Annotated in this window: 19 protein-coding genes; 5 read left to right on the forward strand and 14 right to left on the reverse strand. The window is 37.0% G+C overall.

Annotated elements, in window-relative coordinates:
* The first annotated feature begins 161 nt into the window (after window positions 1-161).
* Window positions 162-716, forward strand: coding sequence for a crossover junction endodeoxyribonuclease RuvC (ruvC, locus tag ACM46_RS19385; RefSeq protein WP_048508353.1), 555 nt, complete (start codon window positions 162-164; stop codon window positions 714-716).
* A 64-nt stretch (window positions 717-780) separates the two neighbouring features.
* Here the strand turns inward: ruvC and ACM46_RS19390 are convergent, their stop codons facing one another.
* From ACM46_RS19390 to ACM46_RS19415, 6 genes are all read right to left on the reverse strand, one after another.
* Window positions 781-1,107, reverse strand: coding sequence for a hypothetical protein (locus ACM46_RS19390; RefSeq protein ID WP_131707630.1), 327 nt, complete (start codon window positions 1,105-1,107; stop codon window positions 781-783).
* 283 nt (window positions 1,108-1,390) lie between these two features.
* Entirely contained in the window at window positions 1,391-2,275 is an 885-nt protein-coding gene (locus ACM46_RS19395) for a hypothetical protein (protein ID WP_048508355.1), read from the reverse strand.
* A 2-nt stretch (window positions 2,276-2,277) separates the two neighbouring features.
* Window positions 2,278-5,694, reverse strand: a complete 3,417-nt coding sequence (locus ACM46_RS19400; protein WP_053082729.1) for a DUF6443 domain-containing protein — start codon at window positions 5,692-5,694, stop codon at window positions 2,278-2,280.
* Window positions 5,695-5,702: 8 nt separating this feature from the next.
* Window positions 5,703-8,942, reverse strand: a complete 3,240-nt coding sequence (locus ACM46_RS19405; RefSeq protein WP_048508356.1) for a hypothetical protein — start codon at window positions 8,940-8,942, stop codon at window positions 5,703-5,705.
* Window positions 8,943-8,948: 6 nt separating this feature from the next.
* The gene (locus ACM46_RS19410; RefSeq protein ID WP_048508357.1) at window positions 8,949-10,616 is read right to left on the reverse strand and encodes a T9SS type A sorting domain-containing protein; all 1,668 of its coding nucleotides are present in this window, start codon (window positions 10,614-10,616) and stop codon (window positions 8,949-8,951) included.
* A gap of 309 nt (window positions 10,617-10,925) precedes the next feature.
* Entirely contained in the window at window positions 10,926-12,818 is a 1,893-nt protein-coding gene (locus ACM46_RS19415) for a zinc-dependent metalloprotease (protein WP_048508358.1), read from the reverse strand.
* Window positions 12,819-13,042: 224 nt separating this feature from the next.
* On the opposite strand from ACM46_RS19415, the gene ACM46_RS19420 reads away from it, so the two are divergent.
* From ACM46_RS19420 to ACM46_RS19435, 4 genes are all read left to right on the forward strand, one after another.
* Entirely contained in the window at window positions 13,043-14,113 is a 1,071-nt protein-coding gene (locus ACM46_RS19420; protein WP_048508359.1) for a DUF4407 domain-containing protein, read from the forward strand.
* A gap of 14 nt (window positions 14,114-14,127) precedes the next feature.
* The gene (locus ACM46_RS19425; protein WP_048508360.1) at window positions 14,128-15,990 is read left to right on the forward strand and encodes an AAA family ATPase; all 1,863 of its coding nucleotides are present in this window, start codon (window positions 14,128-14,130) and stop codon (window positions 15,988-15,990) included.
* 131 nt (window positions 15,991-16,121) lie between these two features.
* Entirely contained in the window at window positions 16,122-16,709 is a 588-nt protein-coding gene (locus ACM46_RS19430; protein ID WP_083997469.1) for a phage tail protein, read from the forward strand.
* Window positions 16,710-16,715: 6 nt separating this feature from the next.
* Complete coding sequence (locus ACM46_RS19435; protein ID WP_048508361.1) at window positions 16,716-17,399, forward strand: T9SS type A sorting domain-containing protein; 684 nt, start codon at window positions 16,716-16,718, stop codon at window positions 17,397-17,399.
* Window positions 17,400-17,691: 292 nt separating this feature from the next.
* Here ACM46_RS19435 and guaB read toward each other — a convergent pair whose 3' ends face one another.
* From guaB to ACM46_RS19475, 8 genes are all read right to left on the reverse strand, one after another.
* Window positions 17,692-19,152 carry an IMP dehydrogenase gene (gene guaB / locus ACM46_RS19440; RefSeq protein WP_048508362.1) on the reverse strand — a complete coding sequence of 487 codons (1,461 nt, stop codon included), beginning with the start codon at window positions 19,150-19,152 and terminating at the stop codon, window positions 17,692-17,694.
* A gap of 171 nt (window positions 19,153-19,323) precedes the next feature.
* Complete coding sequence (locus ACM46_RS19445) at window positions 19,324-20,031, reverse strand: hypothetical protein (RefSeq protein WP_241486059.1); 708 nt, start codon at window positions 20,029-20,031, stop codon at window positions 19,324-19,326.
* A 30-nt stretch (window positions 20,032-20,061) separates the two neighbouring features.
* On the reverse strand, window positions 20,062-20,562 hold the full coding sequence (locus tag ACM46_RS19450) for a DUF4252 domain-containing protein (RefSeq protein ID WP_048508363.1): 501 nt from the start codon (window positions 20,560-20,562) through the stop codon (window positions 20,062-20,064).
* Between the two features lie 12 nt (window positions 20,563-20,574).
* A complete protein-coding gene (locus ACM46_RS19455; RefSeq protein ID WP_048508364.1) occupies window positions 20,575-21,858 on the reverse strand; it encodes a DUF4252 domain-containing protein in 1,284 nt (427 codons plus the stop codon).
* Between the two features lie 64 nt (window positions 21,859-21,922).
* Window positions 21,923-22,594, reverse strand: coding sequence for a hypothetical protein (locus ACM46_RS19460; protein WP_185116207.1), 672 nt, complete (start codon window positions 22,592-22,594; stop codon window positions 21,923-21,925).
* Window positions 22,569-23,078, reverse strand: coding sequence for an RNA polymerase sigma factor (locus ACM46_RS19465; RefSeq protein WP_048508365.1), 510 nt, complete (start codon window positions 23,076-23,078; stop codon window positions 22,569-22,571). The genes ACM46_RS19460 and ACM46_RS19465 overlap by 26 nt, the downstream gene beginning before the upstream one ends.
* Before the next feature lie 625 nt (window positions 23,079-23,703).
* Window positions 23,704-24,864 carry a putative sugar nucleotidyl transferase gene (locus ACM46_RS19470; protein ID WP_048508366.1) on the reverse strand — a complete coding sequence of 387 codons (1,161 nt, stop codon included), beginning with the start codon at window positions 24,862-24,864 and terminating at the stop codon, window positions 23,704-23,706.
* 314 nt (window positions 24,865-25,178) lie between these two features.
* On the reverse strand, window positions 25,179-25,430 hold the full coding sequence (locus tag ACM46_RS19475; RefSeq protein WP_034707789.1) for a type B 50S ribosomal protein L31: 252 nt from the start codon (window positions 25,428-25,430) through the stop codon (window positions 25,179-25,181).
* Window positions 25,431-25,460 lie beyond the last annotated feature (30 nt).

The following is a 25,460-nucleotide window of genomic DNA, read 5'->3' on the forward strand; positions in this document are numbered from 1 at the left end:
TTCATGGTATTTTATATCGCATCTCAAAAATCAACGGTTAAAAAGCGACTTCCAATCGTATTTTGAGCTTTTGGATCTTTTTTAATTTTTTATCTCAAATTGAATCATCATCCCTTATCTTTTCCGGGATAAAAAAGTTTAGAAAGTTATATCTTTGATCCATGATTTCAGAGAAGATAATTTTAGGGATAGATCCGGGAACGGCCATTATGGGCTTCGGCATTATTTCTGTGAAGAAAGGTAAAATGGAGATGATTTCCATACACGAACTGATCCTGAAAAAGTATCCGAATCACGAAACGAAGCTGAAATATATTTTCGACAAAACCTTAGCCCTGATTGATGAGTACCATCCGGATGAAGTTGCTCTGGAAGCTCCTTTTTATGGAAAAAATGTACAAAGTATGCTTAAACTGGGACGCGCTCAGGGCGTAGCTATGGCCGCCAGCCTTTACAGAAATATTCCCATCACAGAATACTCACCCAAAAAGATCAAAATGGCCATCACCGGAAATGGTAACGCCAGCAAGGAGCAGGTTGCAGGCATGCTTCAAAATCTTTTAAAGCTGAAAGAATTTCCCACCAAATATCTAGATGCCTCCGACGGTCTGGCTGTTGCAGTATGCCATCATTTCAATTCCGGAACTATAGCCGATACAAAATCTTATAGTGGCTGGGATAGTTTTTTGAAGCAGAATCCGGATAGGTTGAAGTAGGAGGATAGTACGGATCCGTTGGATGTGTTTCTTAAACAAAATAAAGCCACCGAATTTTGTGACTTTAATCTTTACTTTGATTTATTCTTACCCACTTCTCTAAAATCATTTTCCCACTTTTGGGTATCGGAATAATATATTCTAGATTCCCTATAGAAGATTCTGCCTGAACCCAAACCATATAATTTGACGAATCTACTTTTTTATAATAAACAGAGCTATCTTCTGTTTCATTAATTCCTATAGCATTTAAATTATCAGGAATTATATGTTTTTCCTTTCTGTAATTCTCAATTTTATTAATAATTTGATTGGCATCTTTTATATTTTTTGGAGTACAACCTAGCATGATTATACTAAACAGTGAAAAAAGAAATGTATAGATTCTCATATTTAAATTACGTTTAGTATTACTGCCTTATCTTGTCGTTTTACCCATGTTACCAAGCGAAAGGATTCGCACGATAAAAAAATATAAACCAGACCATTCTAAAAGCTAAATTTACCCAACTGAAAACATACAACAAGTATCAATTTCCATTCATCAATGTATGTTTTGAGTAAAGGTATACAATGAAATAGTTTACCGAAAGCAATTATTAATAAAAATGCCACACGAAAGGATTCGTGCGGCAGCGAGGGGGGGGGGGGGGGGGGGGAAAAAAGGGGGAGGTTTACGGCAAATCTTTCGTAACTTTAGAAAGACAAGAGTCTTCCATATAATTTGAAAATAATTGTTCGATATACCAAATAGTTTTTTCAGAACATATATTTTTATCTTCTCCAAATAAAATTATTTCTTGAATTGATTTAATGAATGATTCATCTGAATCCATTTTCAAAAACTTAATATCATTTCCATTTAGGATAAAATAACTATTCTTAGAAACACTAGAATTTATATTAACATAACTATAAACTCCTTCTTCCAATTTTTCTTTCTCATTAATACCAAAATATATACTTAACTCACTAACTGCAATGTTTTCAATTTTTTCAAGTTGCAATTTTTCTTTTTTTAAATCCTCTTTTTGCGCAATTTCGGTAATAATTTTACTCTTAATTTCATTTAAATAAAATGTACTTAGTATTCTTTTTTCTGGAAATTCACAATTTTTATTAAACAGATCTTTTAAATTTCTATTAAAACTATAATGTGCTCTAATCAATCTCTTTACATAATCAACAATAATTTCTCTACAATATCTTTGTCCAAATAAATAAATCATTTGTGTTCTCATTGATTCTAAAAAATTCTTGAAAGAATAAATATCTAAAAAAATAATTTTATTTTGCTCGTAAATAAAGTTGAATTTAGGACTATGATTTCCTAAATAAAGATCATATATACCACTTTGTAACTTTTTTTCATCAACTTTTCTTTGATAAGTTCCATAAATAGTAAAACCTTTTTTTTGAGAATATTCATTTTGTGATATATAACCTTTTTGAAAAAGTATTTCTCTAATATTGTTTTCTAATTGAGAAAACGTGGTAATATTTTGAGATTTACAACAAGTAGCTAAAACGAGTAAGACAATAATAAAGTACTTATTCATAATTATTTATTTTTAATTTTATTATCTCTCAATTCTTTAAGAATCTCTATTCCTATAGCTGTTGGTATTGTTTCGCTGTTATTTTTAGGGTCAACAATACCAGTTTCATTTTGTTTCTTAAGTAGTTGGTAGTTCTTTTCATTTGCATGGCCAATCTCATGACCAAAAGTTGAAATTGATATATCAAAAGCACTTAAATTTCCCTCCTTCACATAACCTTCTTGGACAGAATCTAAATCTTTGTCTGGATTTTTAAAGGCTTCTTCGCTAGATCCCTCATATATTATCATATTAAAACCTACAAGTTTGCCATCTTTCTCAATTGAAGGCGTTTCTCCCATTGAAAAAGGGTGATTTTCTTTACTATATTCTACATAAGTTGGTATCTTTGAAGTTACTAATTGATCAAATTGTGCGGCGCCTCTTTTACCTGAATTTTTCAAACCATCTCCATATGCTTTGTCTTTATCAGTAGCAAACTTTGTATATGCTCCTTTTCCATCGTTAGCTTTGGGGTCATAAACTAACTGTCCATTTTTGTTTCGCCAATCATCTGCTTGTCTTCCATCTGGATCGATGAACCTCACAGGATTATCAAACGCATAGTTATACGGACTATGTCTTCTCATCTTCTCCGCCAACGGATCCACCACACCCCATCTTCCAATCTCCGGCATATAAAACCTCGCTCCATAATCATACATCCCTGTTTCCTGAAGCTCTTTTCCATTGTACTTGTATTGATAAGCACCTATATTAGGTCCAGTATAATTATGCAAAAGCCCAAAAGGATAATAATTATTTACATCAATTATTTCGCCATATTTCCATACATCCATGCATCCTTGCTTAGGCTTACATTCATTCACTACGTAGGCTATTGGCTGGATCACTCCATCTTTATTTAAATCTGAATAATTTAACCTTACATTCCCCAAATGATCTGTAAAATTATAAACATAGTACTCTTTTAATACATCATAATATCCTTCTGCTGTTGGAATAATCCTCAACTGTACAACAGGGACTTCGTTAGGATCCGGATGATAAATCCCCTCACCGTCCCATGATTCTATCTGGAATGTAGATTTGTACTGGAATCCGTCTAAATAATCTGTTTCTAAATCTCCAAAGAGCTTTTTTACTTTTGCCCCGTCTGCTCTGTAAGTGTATTGAGTTACTTTAGTATTCTGGACAATCTGTTTTGGTAAATTTAAATAATTATACTGGATTGAAGAAATTCCCTTATCGGGATGGCTAGTCATATTCCCATTTCCATTACTATTGTCATTATCATAGCCAATAGTACCTGCATTAGCAACGTACGGATAACCAGAGGAATTCTGTTGTTCATCTGTAATTTTTACCAATTTATTGCCAATATAGTCATACTTCAGATTGTCAATTGCCAAAGCAGAAGTATTACCCAATAAAAGCAATCCAGATCTTTTCAATCTAGTAATATTTCCATTAAGGTCATATTCCTGTTTTTCAAAATATTCTTTTGCCGTTTCATTTCCTGTTTTCTGATAAAAGCCTGCAGAAAGCCTGTTTAAAGAGTCATATACATAACCATAGATTTTTAGCACTTCATTTTCTTCGGCAAGTGTTTTCCACAATACCTCAGCTATGTTTCCATTATATTTGGCCTTTACTTTTAAATCAGGATAATCTGAATTAGGACTTTCCAGTCCTTCTACATGGTTATAATTAATCTTATATCCAAAAAGATCATTTCCTAAGTTGGCCGGGTCATTGATCTGGGTCATCCAGCCTCTGATATTGTACTGGTAATCTATGGTTTGTAACGGGGTGGCTAAGGATATTCCTCCTACTTTTTTAGATTTCAGCTGGGAAAGTTCGTTGTAGCTATTCTGAGCAAGAATTTCTTCGGGATTATTGTCTACCTGATGTTTATGAACCAACATTCTGTTCTGATGGTCATAAGTAAAGTTTTCGGTAATGACTTTTTCTGTATCGGTTGCCAGCCTTTTGTGTTTTGTAATGACAGTCTGGGGAACTCCCGCAAAATCCAGTCTGGATTCTGTTTTCGTATAGCCTCCCAAATGGTTGATGGAATAGGTTCCCACTGCACGGCCTTTGGTGTCGTAGTAGGTGTAATTCTTGGTCCAGCTATCGTCTTCTATGTTTTTTACCAGGCTCATTACGGGAAGGCCTTTGGTGCTTCTGCCGTCTGAAGAGGGAGTTTCGGTAAGGACAGGCTCTCCCTGAATAATGGTTGGAAACGGGGGATTGAAATCATACCCTTGAGGATAGGAGTCGTAGTAGTTAACGGATAAAAGGGTATCAACATTTAAATATACACTGGTATAATAAACGGTGATTCCATTCCTAAAGAAACCGCTGGAATGACGGGCATCATAAATAACCAAATCTGCAATCTGATTCTGTAAAACACTTCTGCTGCTGTTATTGTTGGCGATTCCGGTGTAGGCAATTCTACCCAGCATATCGTATTTAGTCATCTGCCATTTGTTTTGAGAGGCCATCACAGCGTCCTGAGTAAGAAGCAGCCTGTCAGCTTTATCATACACCATGAATTCCCAACCTTTACCGGGAAGTTTCTTTTCTACCAACCGGCCTTTTCCGTCATAGCGGTACTGGTAGCAGAGTTCGTCATGTTTGGCCGTATTGGCGGCAATATCTCCGCGGATGCTGGCCAAAGGGGGGATAACAAAGGCAAGCTGGTTGTATTCGTTGTAAACGTAGTTGGTATCCGCATATTCATCGACATTGATGACTTTTCTTACCAATACGGTCTGTCCCTGCCCGTTTTTGAATTCGATGGTTTCATTGCCGTCTTCATCTTTAACGGAGTTTTTGTAGAGCTGTCCATCGGTATAGAGCCATTCTTCTTTCAATTCAGATTTAGTGGCTCCGTTTTCCCAGGTGGTCACCGTGGTGAATTTTCTTACTCTATCGGCTACGGTAACGGCATCATAAGCGAATTTTACGGGTTTGGTATTCCATGCGGTCCCGACGTTTTTCTGTTCAAGAATTCTGTCAAGGGGTGAGTTTTCCAACACTTTTTCTGCATAGATTTTTTCTGAACCGTAAATATCGGGCTGTGTGGCATTGGCGAGCGAAGAAGGGACAATGGCTCCGTTCAAAGTTCCGGACTGGGGAACGGGAAGGAAGTCTAAAACCTGTCTCCCGAACGCATCGTATTCAATATGGGTAACAACATCTCTTCCTAAAGGGGAAGATTTGACATTGACAATCTGCTTAGGTCTGCCCAACCCGTCAAAATACTGAACGGTTTCGGATGTTTTTGAAGGCTGAGCGCCGTTATAGTCAAGATAGGTCTTGGACTGGATATAGTTTTCTCCCTGGGTAAGCTGGGCCTGCACGGAATGGGCCGTGAGAAGCATCCCAACGGGAATGAGTATTTTTTTCATGTCTGTGTTTAGTTTTTGTAGTTGTATTTGTACTCTTTAAGGATTTTACCATTGACATCAACTACTTTTTCAAGTCTGTTGGCGGTATCATATATATAAACTTCCCTGATGCCTGAAGGTGGAGTGATGCTTTTTACACCAATTAACGGATCGTAAGTATACGTACTAATCTGATAGGAAGATAATGCTGTATTGTTTCTGAAGGTGTTTAAAGCGTCAATCAGACTTTGCTCTGAAGTATTAGTACCTTGCTGGGCATCATTAACAGACGCGGTAACTATTGCGTCAATCAATGACTGCGAAATGTCCGAAAGTTTAGCTCCTTCTATTTTAGCAATAGGCTGGGTTTGATTGTAGCCCCAGATAATGGTGGTGGAAACTCCGTTTTTTCCGGTGTACTGCTGGAGGTTTCCTTTGGAATCGTAAATATCGTAAGTGACTTCGGTTGTAGCAACGGTTGGGTTTTGAAGATTGTAGGACAATATTGAGGTGGGAAGCAGTGTTGCTGGATCATCATATTTAGTTTCAATTCTCGAAATTGTTTTTCCTACATCATTGGCATTTTGTTTCTTTACAACCTTGCTTTCCAATGGAATTCCAAACATATTAGCATTGATTAATTTTTGGTTTCCTTTCTCAGGTGCGTACTCATAAGTTGTTTCATGAATAGCTTGGTCTGCTTGGACCTTTTTCTCAGAAGTTAGCTGGTAATGTTGTGAATTGTTATAGAAATAATCGGTTTGTGTAACAACAGGCAAACCTCCTAAGTAATCTGTTGTCTTTTGAGATTTTAAATAGGTAAACCGACTGATATTTTTATAATATACAGCATCTAAGTTTTCAAAATTATTCCATGTTCCGTCATTTAAAGTGGGCTCAAACAACTTACGACGGCTAATTGCTCCAAGATATGATGTTCTCGAAGCATCTTCTACAAAATTATACTCAACCTTTTTTAGAATAGTATTATCGTTTTTCTTATATATAGTTAATACTTCTTTTCCATTATCCCATCCGGAATTCGTCCACGGAGCCGATAAGATTTGGCTTCCTTTAATCGGATTACCCCAATAATCCTGATTAGAATTAAAATGATGAATAATTCTTCCATTACCTTCAATTTCTTCTTCAACAGTGTCATAAAAGATATTGGGATTAAAGGAGAATAATTTTCCGATATTCGATGAAGTTATTGCAGTATAATTCAAAAATAGAGTTTGTGTGCTAGTAACTGACCCCATACATGTAGAACCAACATTCCTAACTTCTTTAAATAGAGGCTCCCGTGTCTGATGAATAGAATGATCTCCATTATCTTTTATATACTTATATTTTCTTGTTACAGCAAACCCGTCATTCGGAGTATCAACCGTTGAAGCAACCCTATATCCACCTAATAGTACATCCTGTAAAACATATTGATCATCCTGATCATAATAATATACTTGGATATAGGCCTGACAACAAAAAAACCAAGCTTTTACAGTAACTTTAACAGTCTGATTTTTCTCAACATAAACATAAGCTGTTTTATTATTGTTCAATGAAGAATCTGCTGAAATGCCAAGAGGGCTAAATCCAAAACCAGGAATATTTTCATATAAAGGCATATAATTTCCGGCCTGATCTGTTACCCATACCTCACCTTTTTGTTTATCTGTTTCTAAATCCGGGCTGTCCCTACAATTACCATATGGATATAGATAATTGGCCAAACCAATACGAACATATCCTGACTTTGCAGGAGTAATGACTAATTCTTGCGTTGAATCATAAGTATTGGAATTATTTACAGTAGAAGTCCCCAAAGAAACCTCCGGTGCAGGAACCAAAACATTTTCTTTCCTCACGTGATTTTCATAGTTAAATAAAGTATTTCCACCTGTTGGATAAATAATGGTCTTTAATAGTCCGTATTGTCCATAAAAAGGGTTAACATTCTGATTGGCTCCGTTATATTGAGGAGCTGTTGTATCAGTACTTGCGAATAATTGTGGTACAAGATTGGTATTGCTTGCTCCATTATAATACCCCCACATATCTCTGGAAAAGCTTAATCTTGGAGGAAGATTCTCAGGATTATTGTAAGTAAATTTATGAGAAGAATCGTTTTTATTATTACGAATCTCCGTGAGAAACAATCTTGAAGAGTTTGTAGTCACATAATTAAAAGTAAAATCATTTATTACTATATCATTATGATATTTTTTAATGCCTGTCAGTTTTGAATAGTTTTCGTTTTGAATAGAATAGGTAAAAACAATTGAATTATTGTTTGAATCATATATTTTCTTAATTTGTTTACCTGACACAGATTGCTCAGAATCAGCAATTAATCCAATATTATTTGATGGCAATGCATAGTTTACTAATGGGCAGGAATTCCCTCCATTTGGCCCCGACCCTATATCTCCGTACTTTTGTTGTATTCCTTTGGTGTAAGTCATACTCTGAGATTGAGAAATAGTATTAGTATATGATACATCCTGATACTCCAGAGTAATCGTCTGCCCGGTAGTGGTAACCACAGAGGTTAAATACCAGGATTGAGGATATTGCAATGGTGGTTGATGCCCGCCGGCATTAAGAGTTCTATTCAATATATGCTCTACTGCATTAAAATTATACCTTACACCATTATCTAAAATAATTGAAAATAAATTACCATTATCATTCCTTTTTATTTTGTAGTTTTTTTGATCAATCATAAAGATACCCCCGGCTTTGTTGATCATAAATTTCACATTATGACCTGCAAAATTTGCAGTGTACAAATCCGGTTCGGAATCAAAATCATCTATTTCACAGAATTTCAGATATTCTGTCATTTGTGAAGCTGCATTTTCTAATAATGGAACATCTCCACTATTATAACTACTCTGTTCATCAGGAGTATCCCTTATTGTTCTTGTAATTACACCTCCTGAAATAAAAGTCCAGCCCAACCCTACAGAACCATTCATTTCGTCAACATTAATTCCGTTGGAAGAATAGTTTAAGGAAATAGGAATACTTGTTCCATCTACTGAGAATTCTGTAATGGGGATATTGATGTTGGGGGCTCCGGTAAACATTCCGATAGGGACATTTCCATACCTACTGAATTTGAATGATTCGGGGCTGGTTGGTGAAATTTTAGGAATATGTTTACCCGCATCATTAGTATTGGTCGTATAATCCTGAGCAGCACTCTGGCTATACACCAATTCGGAAAGAATAATTCCTACTAATATTAATTTTTTTTTCATAGTGTTTTATTTCTTTATCAATTTAGCATTCCCCGTTTTCCCCGTATCCGTCTTTATTGTCACCAGATAAGCCCCTTGAATTAAATTCTGAGTATTGATCTTAGTTACTTTATTCTTCGTCTTTATAGACTGAAGCTGCCTTCCACTCATATCGTAAAGGATAATATCAGCTTCTTTGAAATCATATCCTATTTCCACATACGCATAATCAGATACCGGATTCGGATAGATCCTGATGTCCTGCTTTTCAATCAGCTTATTAATCTGGCTATCTCCAAGCTTTACAATTTTCCAGTTTTCTTTTCCAAGTTCTTCGGCGCTGGTTCCGGCCAGAATAATAGAACCGTCTCTGTTTAATTTGATGTCAGAGAGTCTTTCCTCTCTTTTTCTGGATTCCCCTTTTACATGTTTTCTCCATTGCTCATTACCTTCTTCATTTAAGTAAAGCATCCAGAAAGTTTCATCATCCGTCTCAATACGGTTTTCTGCCTGAGTATAACCTCCCAATAGAATTCCTTTTGTAAAGTCCTGGTTCTTGGCTCTTGAATCTTGGCTCTGAATCACACTCATTCCCATCAGAATATCCCTGTTTCCAAAACTGTAATACTTCTGCCAGATTTCTTCCCCTCTTTCATTCAAAGAAAGCAACCAAAGATCTGTTCCTTCTTCAATTCCAACTGTTTTATTCCCTGATCTTTCGGATCTGGATTCACCACCGATTAAATAGCCTGTTGATGTCAAGGCTAATGTTCTGATATGATCATCACCTTTTCCTCCATAATTCTTCTCCCATTCTACTTTTCCGGTTTTGTCGAGCTTAACAATCCAGTAGTCGCCTTCACCGAAGTTTTCGGAATTCTTTGAATAATTGATGTTTGATAAATGATCATTGATGCTGGAAGACGCACCATTTCTATTGGACTGCTTTACATCATTTATCATTGATCTTTTATCATTGATGCTTGTGGAACTTCTGGAATAAATCCCTAACAGTGCTCCTCCATCTCTCGTAGGAATTATTTTCTCCACTTCATCCAGGCCTTTTCCACCGAGAATGGTTTCAGAAAGTACTTTTCCGTTTTTATCCAATCTTGAAATCAAGACATCTTTTGAACCGTAACCTTTAGCCGTACCCTGAGGTTCTCGAAGGGTGACATTTCCGGCTACAAAAAATCCCAAATTCGTCGTCTGAATAACAGATCTCGCTTCCTCATCCGAAGAGCTGCCCAAAGTTTTCTGCCATAGTTCATCTCCAAATTCATTGAGTCTTACGAGCCAGATATCAGATCCGCCTTTAGAGTCTTCTTTTTTATCCAATCCTTTTCCGGAATAAGAAGTTCCTGCCAGAAGAAATCCTCCTTCCTGAGTGGCTACAGAAGCCGACAAATAGTCATGGTTATTCCCGGAGAGGTATTTTTCCCATACCTGCTCACCTTGCTGGTTTAATTTGATTAAGTGAAAATCATAACCGTTATTTTGCTTCCCCGTTCCCTGAGGCTCTCGAAGGGAACGAATAGAACTTCCCGAAATAAGATACTGCTGATCAATAGTAGTCGTAACCTGGCTTAAAAAATCCTGCGTAGAAGATTGGATATCTTTCTGCCACAATACTTCCTGGGCAGACAACCCAAGAACGGTGCATAAAGAGAACGCACCCAAGTAGAATTTCTTCATCTTTTGTGTATTTAATATTAGTTTTTATAATTCCGAACCAAATTTAACATTTTTTAACACGTGAAAAATAGTATTATTAAGATTTAACACAAATAATGTCAATTTTGAGTATTTTTCTATGAACTCCACATCCTTAGAATACAAAAATATCTTAGCGGGGCGACAGAACCTGACGTATTTTACATCAATAATTTATTAATAGAAATATCCCAGCCGGACGAACTTTTAAAACAGAATTCTGTTCATTAAAAATAAAACATAAAAAAAGCTCCTAAAATAGGAGCCTTTTTTTATGAACAGTGGTCAGAATTAGTTATTTAAAAACTTCTTTGATCCGTTTTTGTTTTTGTCAGAGTAATTAACAATAAATGTTCCTTTTGGAAGTGGACGATCAATCTGAATTTCATTAGTTTTAGCATTTCCTTTTTGGATTAGCTTTCCGCTAATGTCATAAATCTGATAATCTCCAAAAATTCCTCCTCCGGTTAATTTCAATTTATTCTCAAATTTCAGGTAAACAATTTTTGCTTCTGCAGCGTTGGTTCTCACATCAGAAGTACCTAAAGCTCCTGTTAACCTTACTGCATAATCTTCTACTTGTCCGTACTGAGGTTGCGAGCATGAAGTTCCGTCAGCTAATGCGGCACCGTTATAAGTAGCTGCATCTACAGAAACTCTCATTCTTAAATAAGTATTAGTAACCGCTCCGGCAGGAGGAGTAACCCCTACTGTTACAACCTTTCTCGCTCCTGACGCCATAGAGGCAGACAAATCATTGGCTACCAATTCAGAATCTTCAAATGTTCCATTGTTGTTATAATCAATCCATACTTTGGTTTTAAATTGATTGGCCTGATTAAAGCCATTATCAAAAGTCACTTTCAACTCGGTGCTGGAATTGAAAGGAATATCTGTATAATAAGCAGGTCTGATACAAGTTGCTACCGAATAGTCCTCGTAATATTTTGGACTTTGCTCATCAGAATCATACCCGTTGGTAGTACTGCTCAGGGTTCCAAACTGTACCCTTGTAGCTCCAATTCCAAAATTATTATTAGCCGGATTTACAATACCTGTAGGGCTGCACTGCGCTGCTACCATAGTAAAAGGTGATGGTAGAACAGTCAGCGGATCCTGTCCTGCGGTAGAAGTAATCAGGTTCTTTCTATATTCCATCATCAGCATAATCCCTCTGTCTCTCTGACCTTCAGTAAATTTACGGTTAGAGTTGGTATAATTCATTATATTATATTGGGTGCCATCATAATTCTGATTGGTACAAGGATCTTGACTGTTATTATTTGGAACGGCAACTCCGTACATACTTCTCGAAGGGGAAGTGTCACAGACCATATCTCCATCAGATGCACAATTATTGTTTACAGGACAATCTGTTTGATTTGTATAGCCAATTCCCTGAAAAGTATGATACAGACCAAAAGCATGCCCCAATTCATGAGTAAGAGTTGTGTCATGCTGATTTTTAAGGGTGGCTACTTTCATAAAGCTTTCGTAGAAATAATCATAGGTGTCCGGGAATCTTGCATACCCCATAAGCCCACCGGCATTTTGCTGCTGTCCATCGAAGCCGATAACCACATAAATATTAAAATAAGAAGTTTCAGGCCAGTGTGGTGCTAAAGTTTTTATCTGGTTGTCGCTTGCCCCGGTTGTGGAATTCATCTTTACCCCTCTGGTATCATATGAAGCAATTGTACTTCCGTTGTATCTTACAATTCCGCTGGTAGGCTCACAGTTCGGAGATCGTTTAGCCAAAACAAGTTTAAAAGGAATAACATTTCCTCCATTTGCGCCTGCTCCTTCAGCATAAAATCCATTTCCGTAGGTAGTAGCATACATCTTATTCGCTCTGTCGATCCAGTCGATAACATTCTGATCCGTTAAAGCCAAATTTGCATTAGCTGCAGCACTCGATTCAATAACGTGTACTACAATAGGAATTTCATAGATCTGCCCTGTATACAATCCATTCCAGGAAGTAGTTCCTCCTACTTTATTAAGAAAAGAACGCTTGTCCATATTTCTTAATTTAGTCTCAACTTCTTCTCTATTTTTCTTTAATTCTGGAAATTTAATGTCCATTTTTCGCATTTCTTCGTCAAAACCGCAAAAATGTTCAACATTTTGAGAAAAAGCATTTAAAAACAACAAAAAAGCAAAAACAGTACTTATTTTCTTCATTTTACAAATATTTATTGATTAGTTCGGCGCAAATATAAAAATTTTTTACGAAAACAATAAATTCAATCTGTAAAATTGGCAAGATATTCCTATTTACTTACAACGAAATATAAATAATTGATTCATAAATAATTAAAATAAAACATTCAATTACTTGGCAAAACATAATACTATCTTTTACATTGGTATGATTTTTAGTATTACATTTGTATAAATTTTCAGTTATGAAAACAAACCAACAAACTATAAATCAAGCGAATCACAAAATAAACTGGTTCCAAAAGTTTCTCATGATATGCTCAGGAGGAAACATACATATTTTAAGAAAAACCCCGAGTGAATGGAATAAATTTTCAGGCATCGGAGGAATTGTGCTATTCACAGCGGTATTTGCTACTCTGTCTGCAGGCTATGCCATGTATACTGTATTTGACAACATATGGACTTCCATTGGATTTGGTATTTTATGGGGATTAATGATTTTTAATCTGGACCGTTACATTGTCTCTTCAATCAAAAAAACGGGAACCTGGTGGAATCAGATTCTGATGGCCATTCCCCGTCTTATCCTGGCGACCTTCCTCGGTATTATTATTTCCAAGCCCTTAGAGCTTAAAATTTTTGAGAAAGAGGTTAATAAACAGCTGAATACTATTATCCAAAGAAATAAAAAACAGTTGCAGGCTGAAATGAGTGGCAGAATTCTTCAGCAAAGCGGGCCGTTTGAAACAGAAAAAAAACAAATCGCGGAAAAAACAGCACAATATCAAAAAGCATATGATTCTGCAGCAGTGGAACTTGAAAAGGAAATTCTGGGAAAACAATCCGGGCTTACCAGTGGAAAAGAAGGTTATGGTCCCAACGCAAAGCGTAAACAGGAACTGAAGGAACAACGCCGTCTGGATCTTGAAAACTTCCAGAAACAAACAGCATCCAGAAACGAATACCTGGACAAAGAAATTTCCAAAGTATACACCAATCTGGAAACTGAACGAAAGTCTACAGAAACTTTTGAAGATAAATTCAACGGGTTTGCTGCAAGGCTTCAGGCTTTGGATGAGCTTGGAAAAAACTCAGCTATTATAGGACTGGCAGCTGCTTTTATTATGGGACTTTTTATCTGTCTGGAAATTTCTCCGGTTTTGGTGAAACTTATTTCACATGTAGGTCCTTACGATCATCTTTTGGAAAAAACAGAAAATGACTTCAAGCTGTACGCGAGGGAAAAAATAGAAAAAGGAAATGCCCTCACTGATTTCAGAATTGATGATTTTAAAGATAATTTAAAAAAATAGCGTACTTTTCACGCATGATTATTGATAAAGAAGAGATCCAGAAGAAAAAGAAAAAGCTGGACGACTGTAAAGCATTCCTTAAAAAAGAGTTCATCGGGATCGATAAGATTATTGATGATTTAATGGAATACATCCAGATCTGGTATCTGATGCCTGAGATTCTGACACGCCCCGTAGTCATCAATCTTTGGGGAATGACGGGTGTAGGTAAAACTGATCTTGTCAGAAAAACCATCCGGTTTCTGGAATTTCAGAACCGCTTCGTAGAAATAGAACTAAGCAACAGCGATGAAACGACCTGGAGCAAAAGTGTTGCCGATATTTTTCAAAGCAACCGCCTCAATGATGAGAAACCCAGCATAGTTCTCTTTGACGAAATACAGCGTTTCAACACCATTGACCCCGATGGCACTCCCGTTCCGCAAACGAAGTTCACCGATTTCTGGGAGCTTTTAAGTGATGGGCGATTAAGCAGAAGGGAACGTGATGATCTTGAACATTATCTCTTCTCCTATCTTTTGCGTAAAAAGGAAAATGACCGACGCAAAATGAACGGCGAAACAGAAATGGAAGAAAATCCTTACCTGAATCTGTGGGATGCCAAAGAACTGAAAAAATACCTCAGCATGGACGATGATGTGATGAGCATTATTGATATGAAGGAGGAAGATATGATCAAACTTATCCTGAAAAAACAGAAGGAAAAGAAGATTTACGAACCTGTAGACTACAGCAAAATGCTGATCATCATCAGTGGAAATCTGGATGAGGCGTTTCAGATGTCCCGTGAAACCAGTGAAGCAGATATAGATGCCAATATTTATCATGCGTTTACAAAGAAAATCACTGTTGTTGATATCAAGAATGCCCTGTCGAGAAAGTTCCGTCCGGAGCAGGTAGCCCGTTTCGGAAATATCCATCTGATCTATTTTTCATTAAAAACAGAAAATTTTCAAAAGCTTATCCAAAGGGAGATTAATACGCTTAAAACAAAGACAAAATCAAAATTCGGGGTCAGTTTAAAGGTGACTAAAAACATCAATGAGCTGATCTACAGAAACGGAGTTTTTCCTGTTCAGGGGGTACGCCCTGTATTCAGCAGTGTAGTTGATATTCTGGACACGAACCTCAGCAAATTTCTTTTCGAAGCCATTATCCACGATGATCAATCCATTGAGATTGACTATTCGGAAGTGGAAAAGAAAATTATCGGGACTATAGCCCAGCGCACGATTGAGATTCCTTACACGGGAAGGATTGACAGCATACGCCAATCCAATCAGCAGGACGCAATAGCCAATATCAGCGTTCATGAATGCGGACATGCAGTCTGCTATATGCTTTACACCGGTTTTGCCCCGCTTCAGCTGAAAAGCAAGGTAGCCAGCAGCTATGCCGCCGGATTCACATTCCCCCACCAGATTCATGATACCAAGGAGAGCATTGTGGATAAGATTAAAATTTATCTGGCCGGAGGTATTGCAGAGGAAATTGTTTTTGGTGAAAAAAATGCAAGCATCGGAAGAAGCCACGACAGAGAACAAGCCACAGCCCTGGCCGCTGATTATATCCGAAAATATGGGTTTGATGAGGAATATCAGGCTTCATACAGTCTTGAAGATTATCAGCACCGCATGCGACATGACATTACCGATAAGAAAATTGAAAAACTGATACAGGATCTGGCTAAAAAAACCAGAGAAGATCTTATCCTTCATGTAGATCTTCTGAAAGACATCAGTATTGAGCTGAGCAAAAAAGGAAGTATGTCTCCTAAAGAGATCCGCGAGGCAGCAGCAAAACACCAACTTGAAGTAAGCATCAAAGAAGAAGGATATCTTCATATTGCAGCGTATCATAAGATGCTTGGCGAATAGAGAAAAAATCCACGATAACAGAAATTTACATTAATAAAATTTTACCTTTCAGTTAATTCTGAAAGGTTTTTTCTTGACATAATTATTTTATCCGAAATATTTTATAATTTTACATCACTAAAATAATCATCATGAAAAACTTAATCTTAGCATGTACGCTGCTGATAAGCAGTGCATTCACTTCTACTTTAATGGCACAGTCTGAGCCTTTTCTTGGCCAAATTGCTTTTGTTCCTTATTCCAGAACCCCTAACGGATGGGCGGATTGCAGCGGACAAATAATGTCAATCGCACAAAACACTGCACTTTTTTCACTGATCGGTACCACTTACGGAGGAAACGGAACTACGACTTTTGCTTTACCGGATATGAGAGGAAGAGTTGTTATTTCTCAGGGGCAGGGTCCCGGCCTTCAGAATTATGTGGTGGGAGAAATAGGAGGCAGCGAAACTGTTACTCTGACTCAGCAACAGATGCCTATGCACAATCATACGGTAAATGCAGTAACGGCTGAAGGAAATCAGAACACTCCTACAGGGAATCTTCCTGCAGATACCAAACTTTTAGATAAAGAATATTCTGATGCCACTGCCAACACAAACATGAAGGCTACTATGCTCAATACAGCAGGGGGTTCTCAGCCGCATGAGAACAGACCTCCTTTCGTAACCCTGAGATGTATTATTGCCCTGCAAGGTATTTACCCATCATTTAATTAATAAGTTATGAAAGCTCTATACTTATTAGCTATAGCTCTTGGAAGTTCAGTGGCTGCACAGACCATTACTTTCAATGGGTGTCATAATCTGTTTGACAACCAGAATTTTGTATTTACGAAAACCGGAGTGGATTCATTTAATAAAAACATTTACATCACGACACCGGTAGACGGACAGCCTTGTGGAGGATTGGGAACATGTGAGTTTAAAATCCGTTGGAATAATACGCTTACAAGATGGGAATTTCTTGCTGACGAAGGCAACGGAACTTTCACCACTCCTTCTCTGATCTATTATAATTCTACAGGAAACGCAGGCAGCCAGAGACCGCCAAGCAATACCTTCGGGACATGGGTAGAAAATACGGCAGCCACCAACGGGCAGTGCGGAGGAAACCTTACGGGAACCAATTCTACAATGACAGGAGATGTACACAGCAGCCCTCTGGCAACATCGGATGTTACGAAGTCTAAAATTCAGATTTTCCCAAATCCGGTTTCAGATGTGATCCGTATTTCAGGAATTGAAAACGGACAGTCTGTTCAGATCTATAATGTAGACGGCCGTCTTGTAAAATCTGATGCATTTGATTCGAAGGTGGATGTTTCACAACTTCCTGCCGGAGTCTATGTCTTAAAAATCAGTACGAAGAATTTTGAATCCCATGAATTCAAATTTGTGAAAAAATAGAAATATAATGTCTTTATAGCATTAATTGATTATTGATGTAGCCTCCGGTATTGCCCGGAGGCTATTTTTGTATCGGTATTATAGAGACCAAACAGTTTGAAGTGGGAAAATGGAAGCTGTTGATACCGAAAACAAAATAACAGGAGATTTTTATAAGTAGCCATGTCAAGGTTTAAAACCTTGACATGGCTTTTAAAGAGAATAGTAATTACACATCTTTGATTTATATCTGCATAAAAAAATGCCGTACAGTCTCTTCTGCACGGCATTTTTATATTGATTTAAATAAATTCTAAAAAGAATAATTCGGAGCTTCCTGAGTAATAATTACGTCATGTGGATGAGATTCTTTCAATCCGCTTCCGGTAATCATCACCATTTTGGTATCTTTCTGTAAAGCTTCAATATCTTTAGCTCCACAGTATCCCATACCTGCTCTTAAGCCTCCCGTAAGCTGGAAAATTACATCTTCTAATTTTCCTTTGTGCGGCACTCTTCCTTCAATTCCTTCCGGAACGAATTTCTTAGCTTCACTCTGGAAATATCTTTCTTTTCCTCCTCTTTTCATTGCAGACAAGCTTCCCATTCCCTGATAAGACTTGAATTTTCTTCCCTGGAAAATAATTTCTTCTCCCGGAGCCTCATCGGTTCCTGCTAAAAGAGATCCAAGCATTACGGCCCCTGCTCCACTTGCAATTGCTTTAACGATGTCTCCGGAAAGTTTAATTCCTCCGTCAGCAATTACCGTTACATTTTTGGATGCAGCGTATTCGTATACATTATAAATAGCAGATAACTGAGGTACCCCAACTCCTGCAACCACTCTGGTTGTACAGATAGATCCTGGTCCTACTCCTACTTTAAGAACGTTTGCACCTGCTTCAATAAGGTCCTTTGCCGCTTCTGCAGTGACAATATTTCCTCCTACGATATCCAGATCCGGATATGTTTTTCTGATTTCAGCAATTTTATCTAAAACTCCTTTTGAATGCCCGTGAGCAGAATCTATACCGATAATATCCACACCTGCCTTTACCAAAGCAGCAATTCTGTCTAAAGTATCTTCTCCGACTCCCACTCCGGCTCCTACGATAAGGCGGCCGTTGCCATCTTTATTAGCGTTTGGATATTCCAGCTGATTGTCTATATCTTTAATGGTGATAAGACCAACCAGTTTATTGTCTTTATCTACAATCGGAAGTTTTTCAACTCTGTTTTTAAGAAGAATTTCTTTGGCTTTCTCAAGGTTGGTATTTTTATCAGAAGTGATCAGATTATCTTTAGTCATAATCTCTTCCACCTTCATATCAAGATTTTCCTGATATTTTACGTCTCTGTTGGTAATAATTCCAATCAGCACATTATCTGCATCTACTACAGGAAGGCCGGAAATTTTATACTTAGCCATTGTTTCTTTGGCCTGAGCCAGCGTATGGTCTTTTGAAAGGGTAACCGGATCGGAGATCATTCCGTTTTCTGAACGTTTTACACGGTTTACCTGTGCAGCCTGCTCAGCGATCGTCATGTTTTTGTGGATAAAACCTAAACCTCCCACTCTTGCCAGAGCAATGGCCAGATCTCCTTCAGTAACTGTGTCCATCGCAGCAGAAACTATCGGAACATTCAGCGTAATTTTGTCGGTAAGTCTTGATTTTAATGATACCTGATTAGGTAAAACTTCTGAATAAGAAGGGACTAGAAGAACGTCATCGAAAGTGATGGCTGTCTCTACAATTTTGTTATGAATAGACATCTTTACTTTCTTTGCAAAATTAGGTTATTTTGGCGAGATATGAAAATCCTTTTTAATAGTTTAAATAAAATTTAATAATCAATAACTTAAATCGAAAAACCGCTCTTATTAGGAACGGTTCTTTAGTACAAAATAATAAGTATAGTAGAAAACTACTTGTTTTTTTATTCTCTATTGAATAACCTTTCCGCTTTCGTCCAGCTTTTCAATATGGGTCTCATTGTTTTTATCCACATAGACTTTAAGGCGGATTTTCCCGTTGGTATCTTTTATAAAAAGCCCTACATCTCCATCAGCAGTTTTTCCGGCAAAGAACCTTTCCCGTGTAAGTTTTCCTTCCTGTCTCAGCTTGGCATACGCTTTTTTAGAGGCAACAGGATCATTGAGTTTCTTTAAAGAGTCTTCAAATTTTATAATCTCTTCTATAGGAAAGTCATCCGGTCTGTCCCAAAGTTTAAGGCCATAAGTCCTCTTCTTTTTATCACCGGTTCCTTCCATATATTGAAGCTGCATAATCTGATCCGTATTTCTCTGATCTACCGAATACACCATTCCTGAACCGTCTTTATCCGCACCGTATACAAGGCCTCCGCATTCGTCTCCCAATTCATTGAAGAAAATCATTCCGGCTTCTCTTTCTCTTGGTTTCAGGCTCTTGTTATTAAACATTCCGGGATGCTGACGCTTTTTATTGCTGATGACCATTTTAAGTGTTCCGTCTTTCTCTACAATATTGATCCGCTCTACATCTATTTCTTCAAAACGCTGGCTGGAATACTGGTTTTTAAATCCAAAAAAGAAAAAAAGGGCACAAGAAACAGTAAGGGAAACTGCGTAAATCTTTAGAATACGTACTTCTTTTATTAGCTTTTCCATCATAAATTGGGTATTGTGTTTTGGTGTTAAAAACTATTTGTCAGTAGCCGCGTTGATCATTTTAGATATATCATTAGCCGTAAAACTTCCTCTTACATCTACAAAAACCAATTCTTTAGCGGAATTGACCGTGATCATCATATTTTTGATGGTTTCTCCGCTTTGTTTCACTCTTACGTTAACGTTTTCACCATCATGCTTTATGGTAGCCCAATCTTCAAAATCATTATCATTTAAATATCTGGAGTATTCGTTCAGCATTTCCTTATTCCCGTTATCCACCGTCATTATCTTTATTTTTGATACTTTTTTGATCAGAGCAATCACCTCTTCACTTTCTCCGTCTTCTCTTAATGCTCGTTTGATAAACGGTTTTGCTAAAAACACAGGTACATTAAAACTTGCGAATCGGGCTCCTTTAAAATCATGTTCCGAATGCTTAACGAAGTCCATATTGGGTCTTCCTGAAACCACGCATGACTGAAGCAGCAGCACGGCAAAGATTCCTAAAAAAATGTTTATTAAAGTTTTCATGGTGATCAATTTTTAATCAATTGGTTTCAGAGTTCCTCCGGATGATTTGCTGATATTGGATTCTATTTCCGGTCTTCCTTTATATCTTACCAGTCCTCCTGAAGAAGCTTTTACTTTCAGCCTGTCGGATACATTTACAGAAAGATTTCCTCCTGACGTGGCTTCAGCTTCAAGCTGTACCAGTTTCAGTTCGTCTGCTTTTACCAATGCTCCGCTGCTGATGTCTATAATTCCCGAAGTAGCTTTTCCTTCAATAGCTGCATTAGATCCACTAGAAGCCTTTACCATGATGGTTCCCGCTGTAATTCCAGCCCTGATATTGGCCCCTGAAGAAGTGGAAATATCTGCTGTATTCGCAATTTTAAAGTCTCCTTTTATATTAGCTCCGGAAGATAGATCAATGCTTATATTTTCTTCTCGTATAGAATTGACCACATTGAAATTGGCTCCGGAAGATACTTTAACATTGTCCATTCTTGGTGAAGAAACGTTTACACTTAGGTTTTTGAATCTTAAATTCTTCGTTCCCTTATTGTCTACATATACCTTCAGAATTCCGTTCTCCACTTTGGTGATGATGTACTGAAGTTTGTCTGCATCGGCAATTACTTTAACGTTGGTAGGGCTTTCCTGTTTGAAAACCAAATTCACGCCTGTACTTACCTGAATTCCTGAAAACTCACCCACATTTCTCGCTTCCCCGTTAAGGTAAGAGGAATTGTTCTCCGAAGTAAAACTATTGGTTTTGGTACTGGTTGAAGAACTGGTTTTGGTCTCGCTGGAGTTGATGATCTTGTTGACATCATCCATAGAAAGTTTACCATCCAGCATCACCAGAATATTCTCTCCTTTTCCGCTGTTAATACTCAGCAACAGATCATCCAGCATCCCATCTTTTACATCAGAAGCAAGAAATTTAATTTTCGCTCCGGAATTATTAACGGACATGATCTCGTTGTAGTTCAAATTTTTCAGATACAGCGAAACATCTTTGCTTAATCTGGATAAGTTATCCTGAATTTTGCGTCCTTCGGTTGAATTATCCTTATCGGAACCTTCCGTGATAAGAATTTTCAGGCCGTTTATTTTAGAAAGTAACGGTTTGATCTGATCCAGTTGTGAATCGTCAATATTAAGACTGCTGAGCATGCCGAACATAGGCTTTGCAATTTTAATAGAGGTCACCCCTTCTACTTCCTGATATCTGTCGAAAAGCATGTCGAATTTATCCCGCTGCCCGTACACCGTAAAAAAGTGGGAAAAGGCAAGCGCAAACAGTATGAGTATTTTTTTCATGAGTCAATTTTTATTCTTTAAGATGATTATTTTTTGCCTGATCAGGTGCATAATCTTTTTAGGGTTAATAATCGTCGTTTACGACGGCTGGCTGTACTAATTTTTCACTAACGTTATTTGCAAATATCTGGAATGAGTATTTAGTCACATTAATAGCTTCTTCTACATTATCTATCCTTTTACCATTTACAATAACGTAAGAGTCTTTATAGCCTGTAGAGTCTTTTAGGGCTTTATTTTTGGAAGACGTATTGTTTACAAATCTCGGTCTTGTTTCTTTTTTAAGCCTTCCTCTTTTCGGAAGAATCTCATCCAGTACATCTTTTTCCGCTATCGGATTATCCTGAAACACAGAATCTTTTTTAGCACCGGAAATAGAATCCGTATGATTGACTGCTACCTGCTCCTGGTGATCATTATTTTCTTCTATGAATTTCGATTTCTGTTTTAAAACCTCATTTTTCACCAATTGCTCTTTTTCAATGGCACCGGTTCTGTAATGATTAAAAAAGAAACCTATGCTGAAAAGAAACACAATTCCGGCCGCCATCCAAAACCATTTCGGGAAAGAAGGTGTATTCTTTTGGAGCGGGATAATAGGCACTTCATTTGTTTCTGTACCGGGAGCTCCTTCCTCTGTTTTCTGAAGAAAGTCTTCAAAGCTCCAATCCATTTTATCTTCCTTTATTTCTTGGAAGATTTCGTCGTATTTATTCTGAAATTGATCTTTGTTCATAGCTCATCAGTTGTGATATTTGTTCTTTTACTTTTTGTCTCGCCCGCATCAGATTCACTCTTACTGCGTTTTCTTCCATCTCAAGCATTTCGGAGATTTCCGAGACTTCATATTCTTCTACGTCTTTCAGATGGATCACCATTTTCTGTTTTTCCGGAAGCTGATTAATGAATCCAATAATATGCTCCTTCAGATTGTTGATATCCATGCTGTACAATTCTGAGCGGTGAAGCTGCAAATCTGCAAATCCTAACTTCACATCATGGTGTTTCAGCCTGTTCAGACATTCGTTCCGGACGGATTTCAGAGCGTAGGATTTCAAATTTCCAAACTGCTCCAGTTCCTCCTTCTTTTGCCAGAATTTCATCATCAGGTCCTGCACCACATCCTCTGCTTCATCACTGCTCATAACGAATCTTTTCGCAAAACGATACATCTCGTCTTTGAGAATAAACACCGTATTCTTGAAAGTTTCTTGGGTCATGAGTTTTGTTTCTATTAGTAAGACAATTAAAATCTCAATTCTATTACACTACATTATAAAAAAAATGATGTTTTTTGCATTTTGCTTCCCCTCCATATTTATAAAGCCTGTCTGTAAAAGCATTTGAATGATGTTTATAAAAATACTTTTTTTTTCTTTTCTGAAAGATCAATTGAAAATCTTCAGGTTTTTGCTATTTTTTATGCTAATAACTTCATAAAAGACGGAAGTTTATTAAGTATGAATTCTCTTTTTATTAACCGCAGATTTTCTCAGAAGAACACATATTCTTTTTAAATTACAAAGCATTTATCTATTATAATAAACATTCTACAGTTTCATAAACACAATCATCTGTGAAAATTTGTGAAATCTGCGGTTAAAAAAGAATATTTTCAACCACAAAAGTCACAAAAGTTTTTTTAGTTTAAAATCCTGCTTCAGAAAAGTACACTCAAGTTTTACAAAAAATCATTTAATTTCGTATTAATACTTCTTATCATCTTCATTCTTCTTAATGGTTAAAGAATATTTGAATAATCATCTGTGAAAATCTGCGGTTAACAAAAAACGTTTCAAGTTATCCCCAATACAATAAAAGCCTCCGAATTGGAGGCTTTCAATATTAATAGGTATCAAAAATATATTTTAAAATAGCTTTATCATCGTCCGTTAACGGCACTTTCCTTCTGTCCATAGCTCTTTCTGCCACTTCATAGGCTTTATCGAGTTTAAACCTTTCATCATCTTTGCATCCGCCCCAGGAAAAATTTTCCACAAGATTGGGAGGAAAACCGGGTTTAAATATATTGGAAGCAACACCTACCACCGTTCCTGTATTCAGCTGGGTATTGATGGCCGTTTTAGAATGATCTCCCATAATAAGCCCGGCGAACTGAAGCCCTGTGTCTTCAAAAGCTTTCGTTCTGTAATTCCAGAGTTTTACATGGCTGTAGTTATTTTTAAGATTGGAAGAATTCGTATCTGCTCCGAAATTACACCATTCACCAATCACTGAATTTCCGATAAATCCTTCATGTCCTTTACTTGAATAGCCAAATATGATGATATTATTCACTTCACCGCCTACTTTACAGTGAGGTCCCACAGTGGTCGCTCCATAAATTTTAGATCCCAGATTGAATTTGGAATCATCTCCCAATGATATAGGCCCGCGAAGATGACAGCCTTCCATCACTTCAGCATTCTTTCCAATATAAATCTTTCCTGTTTTTGTATTAAGGGTAGAAAATTCTATCTGTGCTCCTTCTTCAATAAAAAGATCTTTTTTCTCACCTAAAAATCCATTGGTAGAAGATAATTCCTGAGAAGTTCTTCCTCTCGTAAGCAAATCAAAATCGAAATCAATGGCGAGGTGATTATAGGTAAACAGATCGGCTGGTCTTTTAAAAAAGGTAAGATCTTCTTTAATATCCGTCATCTTTTCAATCTGATTCAGGGAAAATCCTTTCATATTAATTCTTGCCGCGATAAGCTCATCTTCATAAACCAGAGCTTCTCCCTGTTTAAGATCTTTGATCTGCTGAATCACTGTTTCTGTGGGCAAAAAATTCGTTACCAGGAAAAGGCTTTCTTTTTCTTCGGGATTTTTAAATTTATTCTGAAGAAAATTTTCGGTAAAGTAAGTGACTTCAGTATTTCCCAGAATCTTTTGCCACCGCTCGGAAAAAGTAAGGATTCCGCACCGCATGGCGGCAACAGGGCGGGTAAAGGTAAGCGGGAGAAAATCTTCCCAGTACTGAGCATCTGAAAATACTAATTGCATTATATAGAAGTTAGAGATTAGAGATTAGAAGTTAGAGGCCGGAACATAGGAGTTTTGTGATTTCCGGATAATTCGCGGCCTCTGATTTCTATTCTGAACAAAAATACGAAATTAGAAGTTAGAAATTAGTTTATGGAAGTCTTAATAAGAATACCTGTCTTTCTGTTTGGAAAGAACACAATTGTTATTTATGGATATAAAGTAAAAAGCATGACTGCAACCCACTAACTTCTAACTTCTAATCTCTAACATCTGTATATAAAAAAAGTCTCCCAATAAATTGGAAGACCCTAGTATGTTTGGACAACAAAAAATTACTTAGCGAATTTTTTGTATTTGTTCATGAACTTATCAACTCTACCTGCAGTGTCAACTAGTTTCACTTTACCAGTGTAGAAAGGGTGAGAAGTTGAAGAGATTTCCATTTTGATCAATGGGTACTCTTGTCCTTCGAATTCGATAGTATCTTTTGTTTCTGCAGTAGATTTGCAAAGAAACACCTCGTCGTTACTCATATCTTTGAAAACAACAAGTCTATAATTTTCTGGGTGGATTCCTTTTTTCATAATACAATTTTTAAAAAATTAAAGTTTGCT

The sequence above is a fragment of the Chryseobacterium angstadtii genome, assembly GCF_001045465.1.
GTDB classification, from domain to species: domain Bacteria; phylum Bacteroidota; class Bacteroidia; order Flavobacteriales; family Weeksellaceae; genus Chryseobacterium; species Chryseobacterium angstadtii.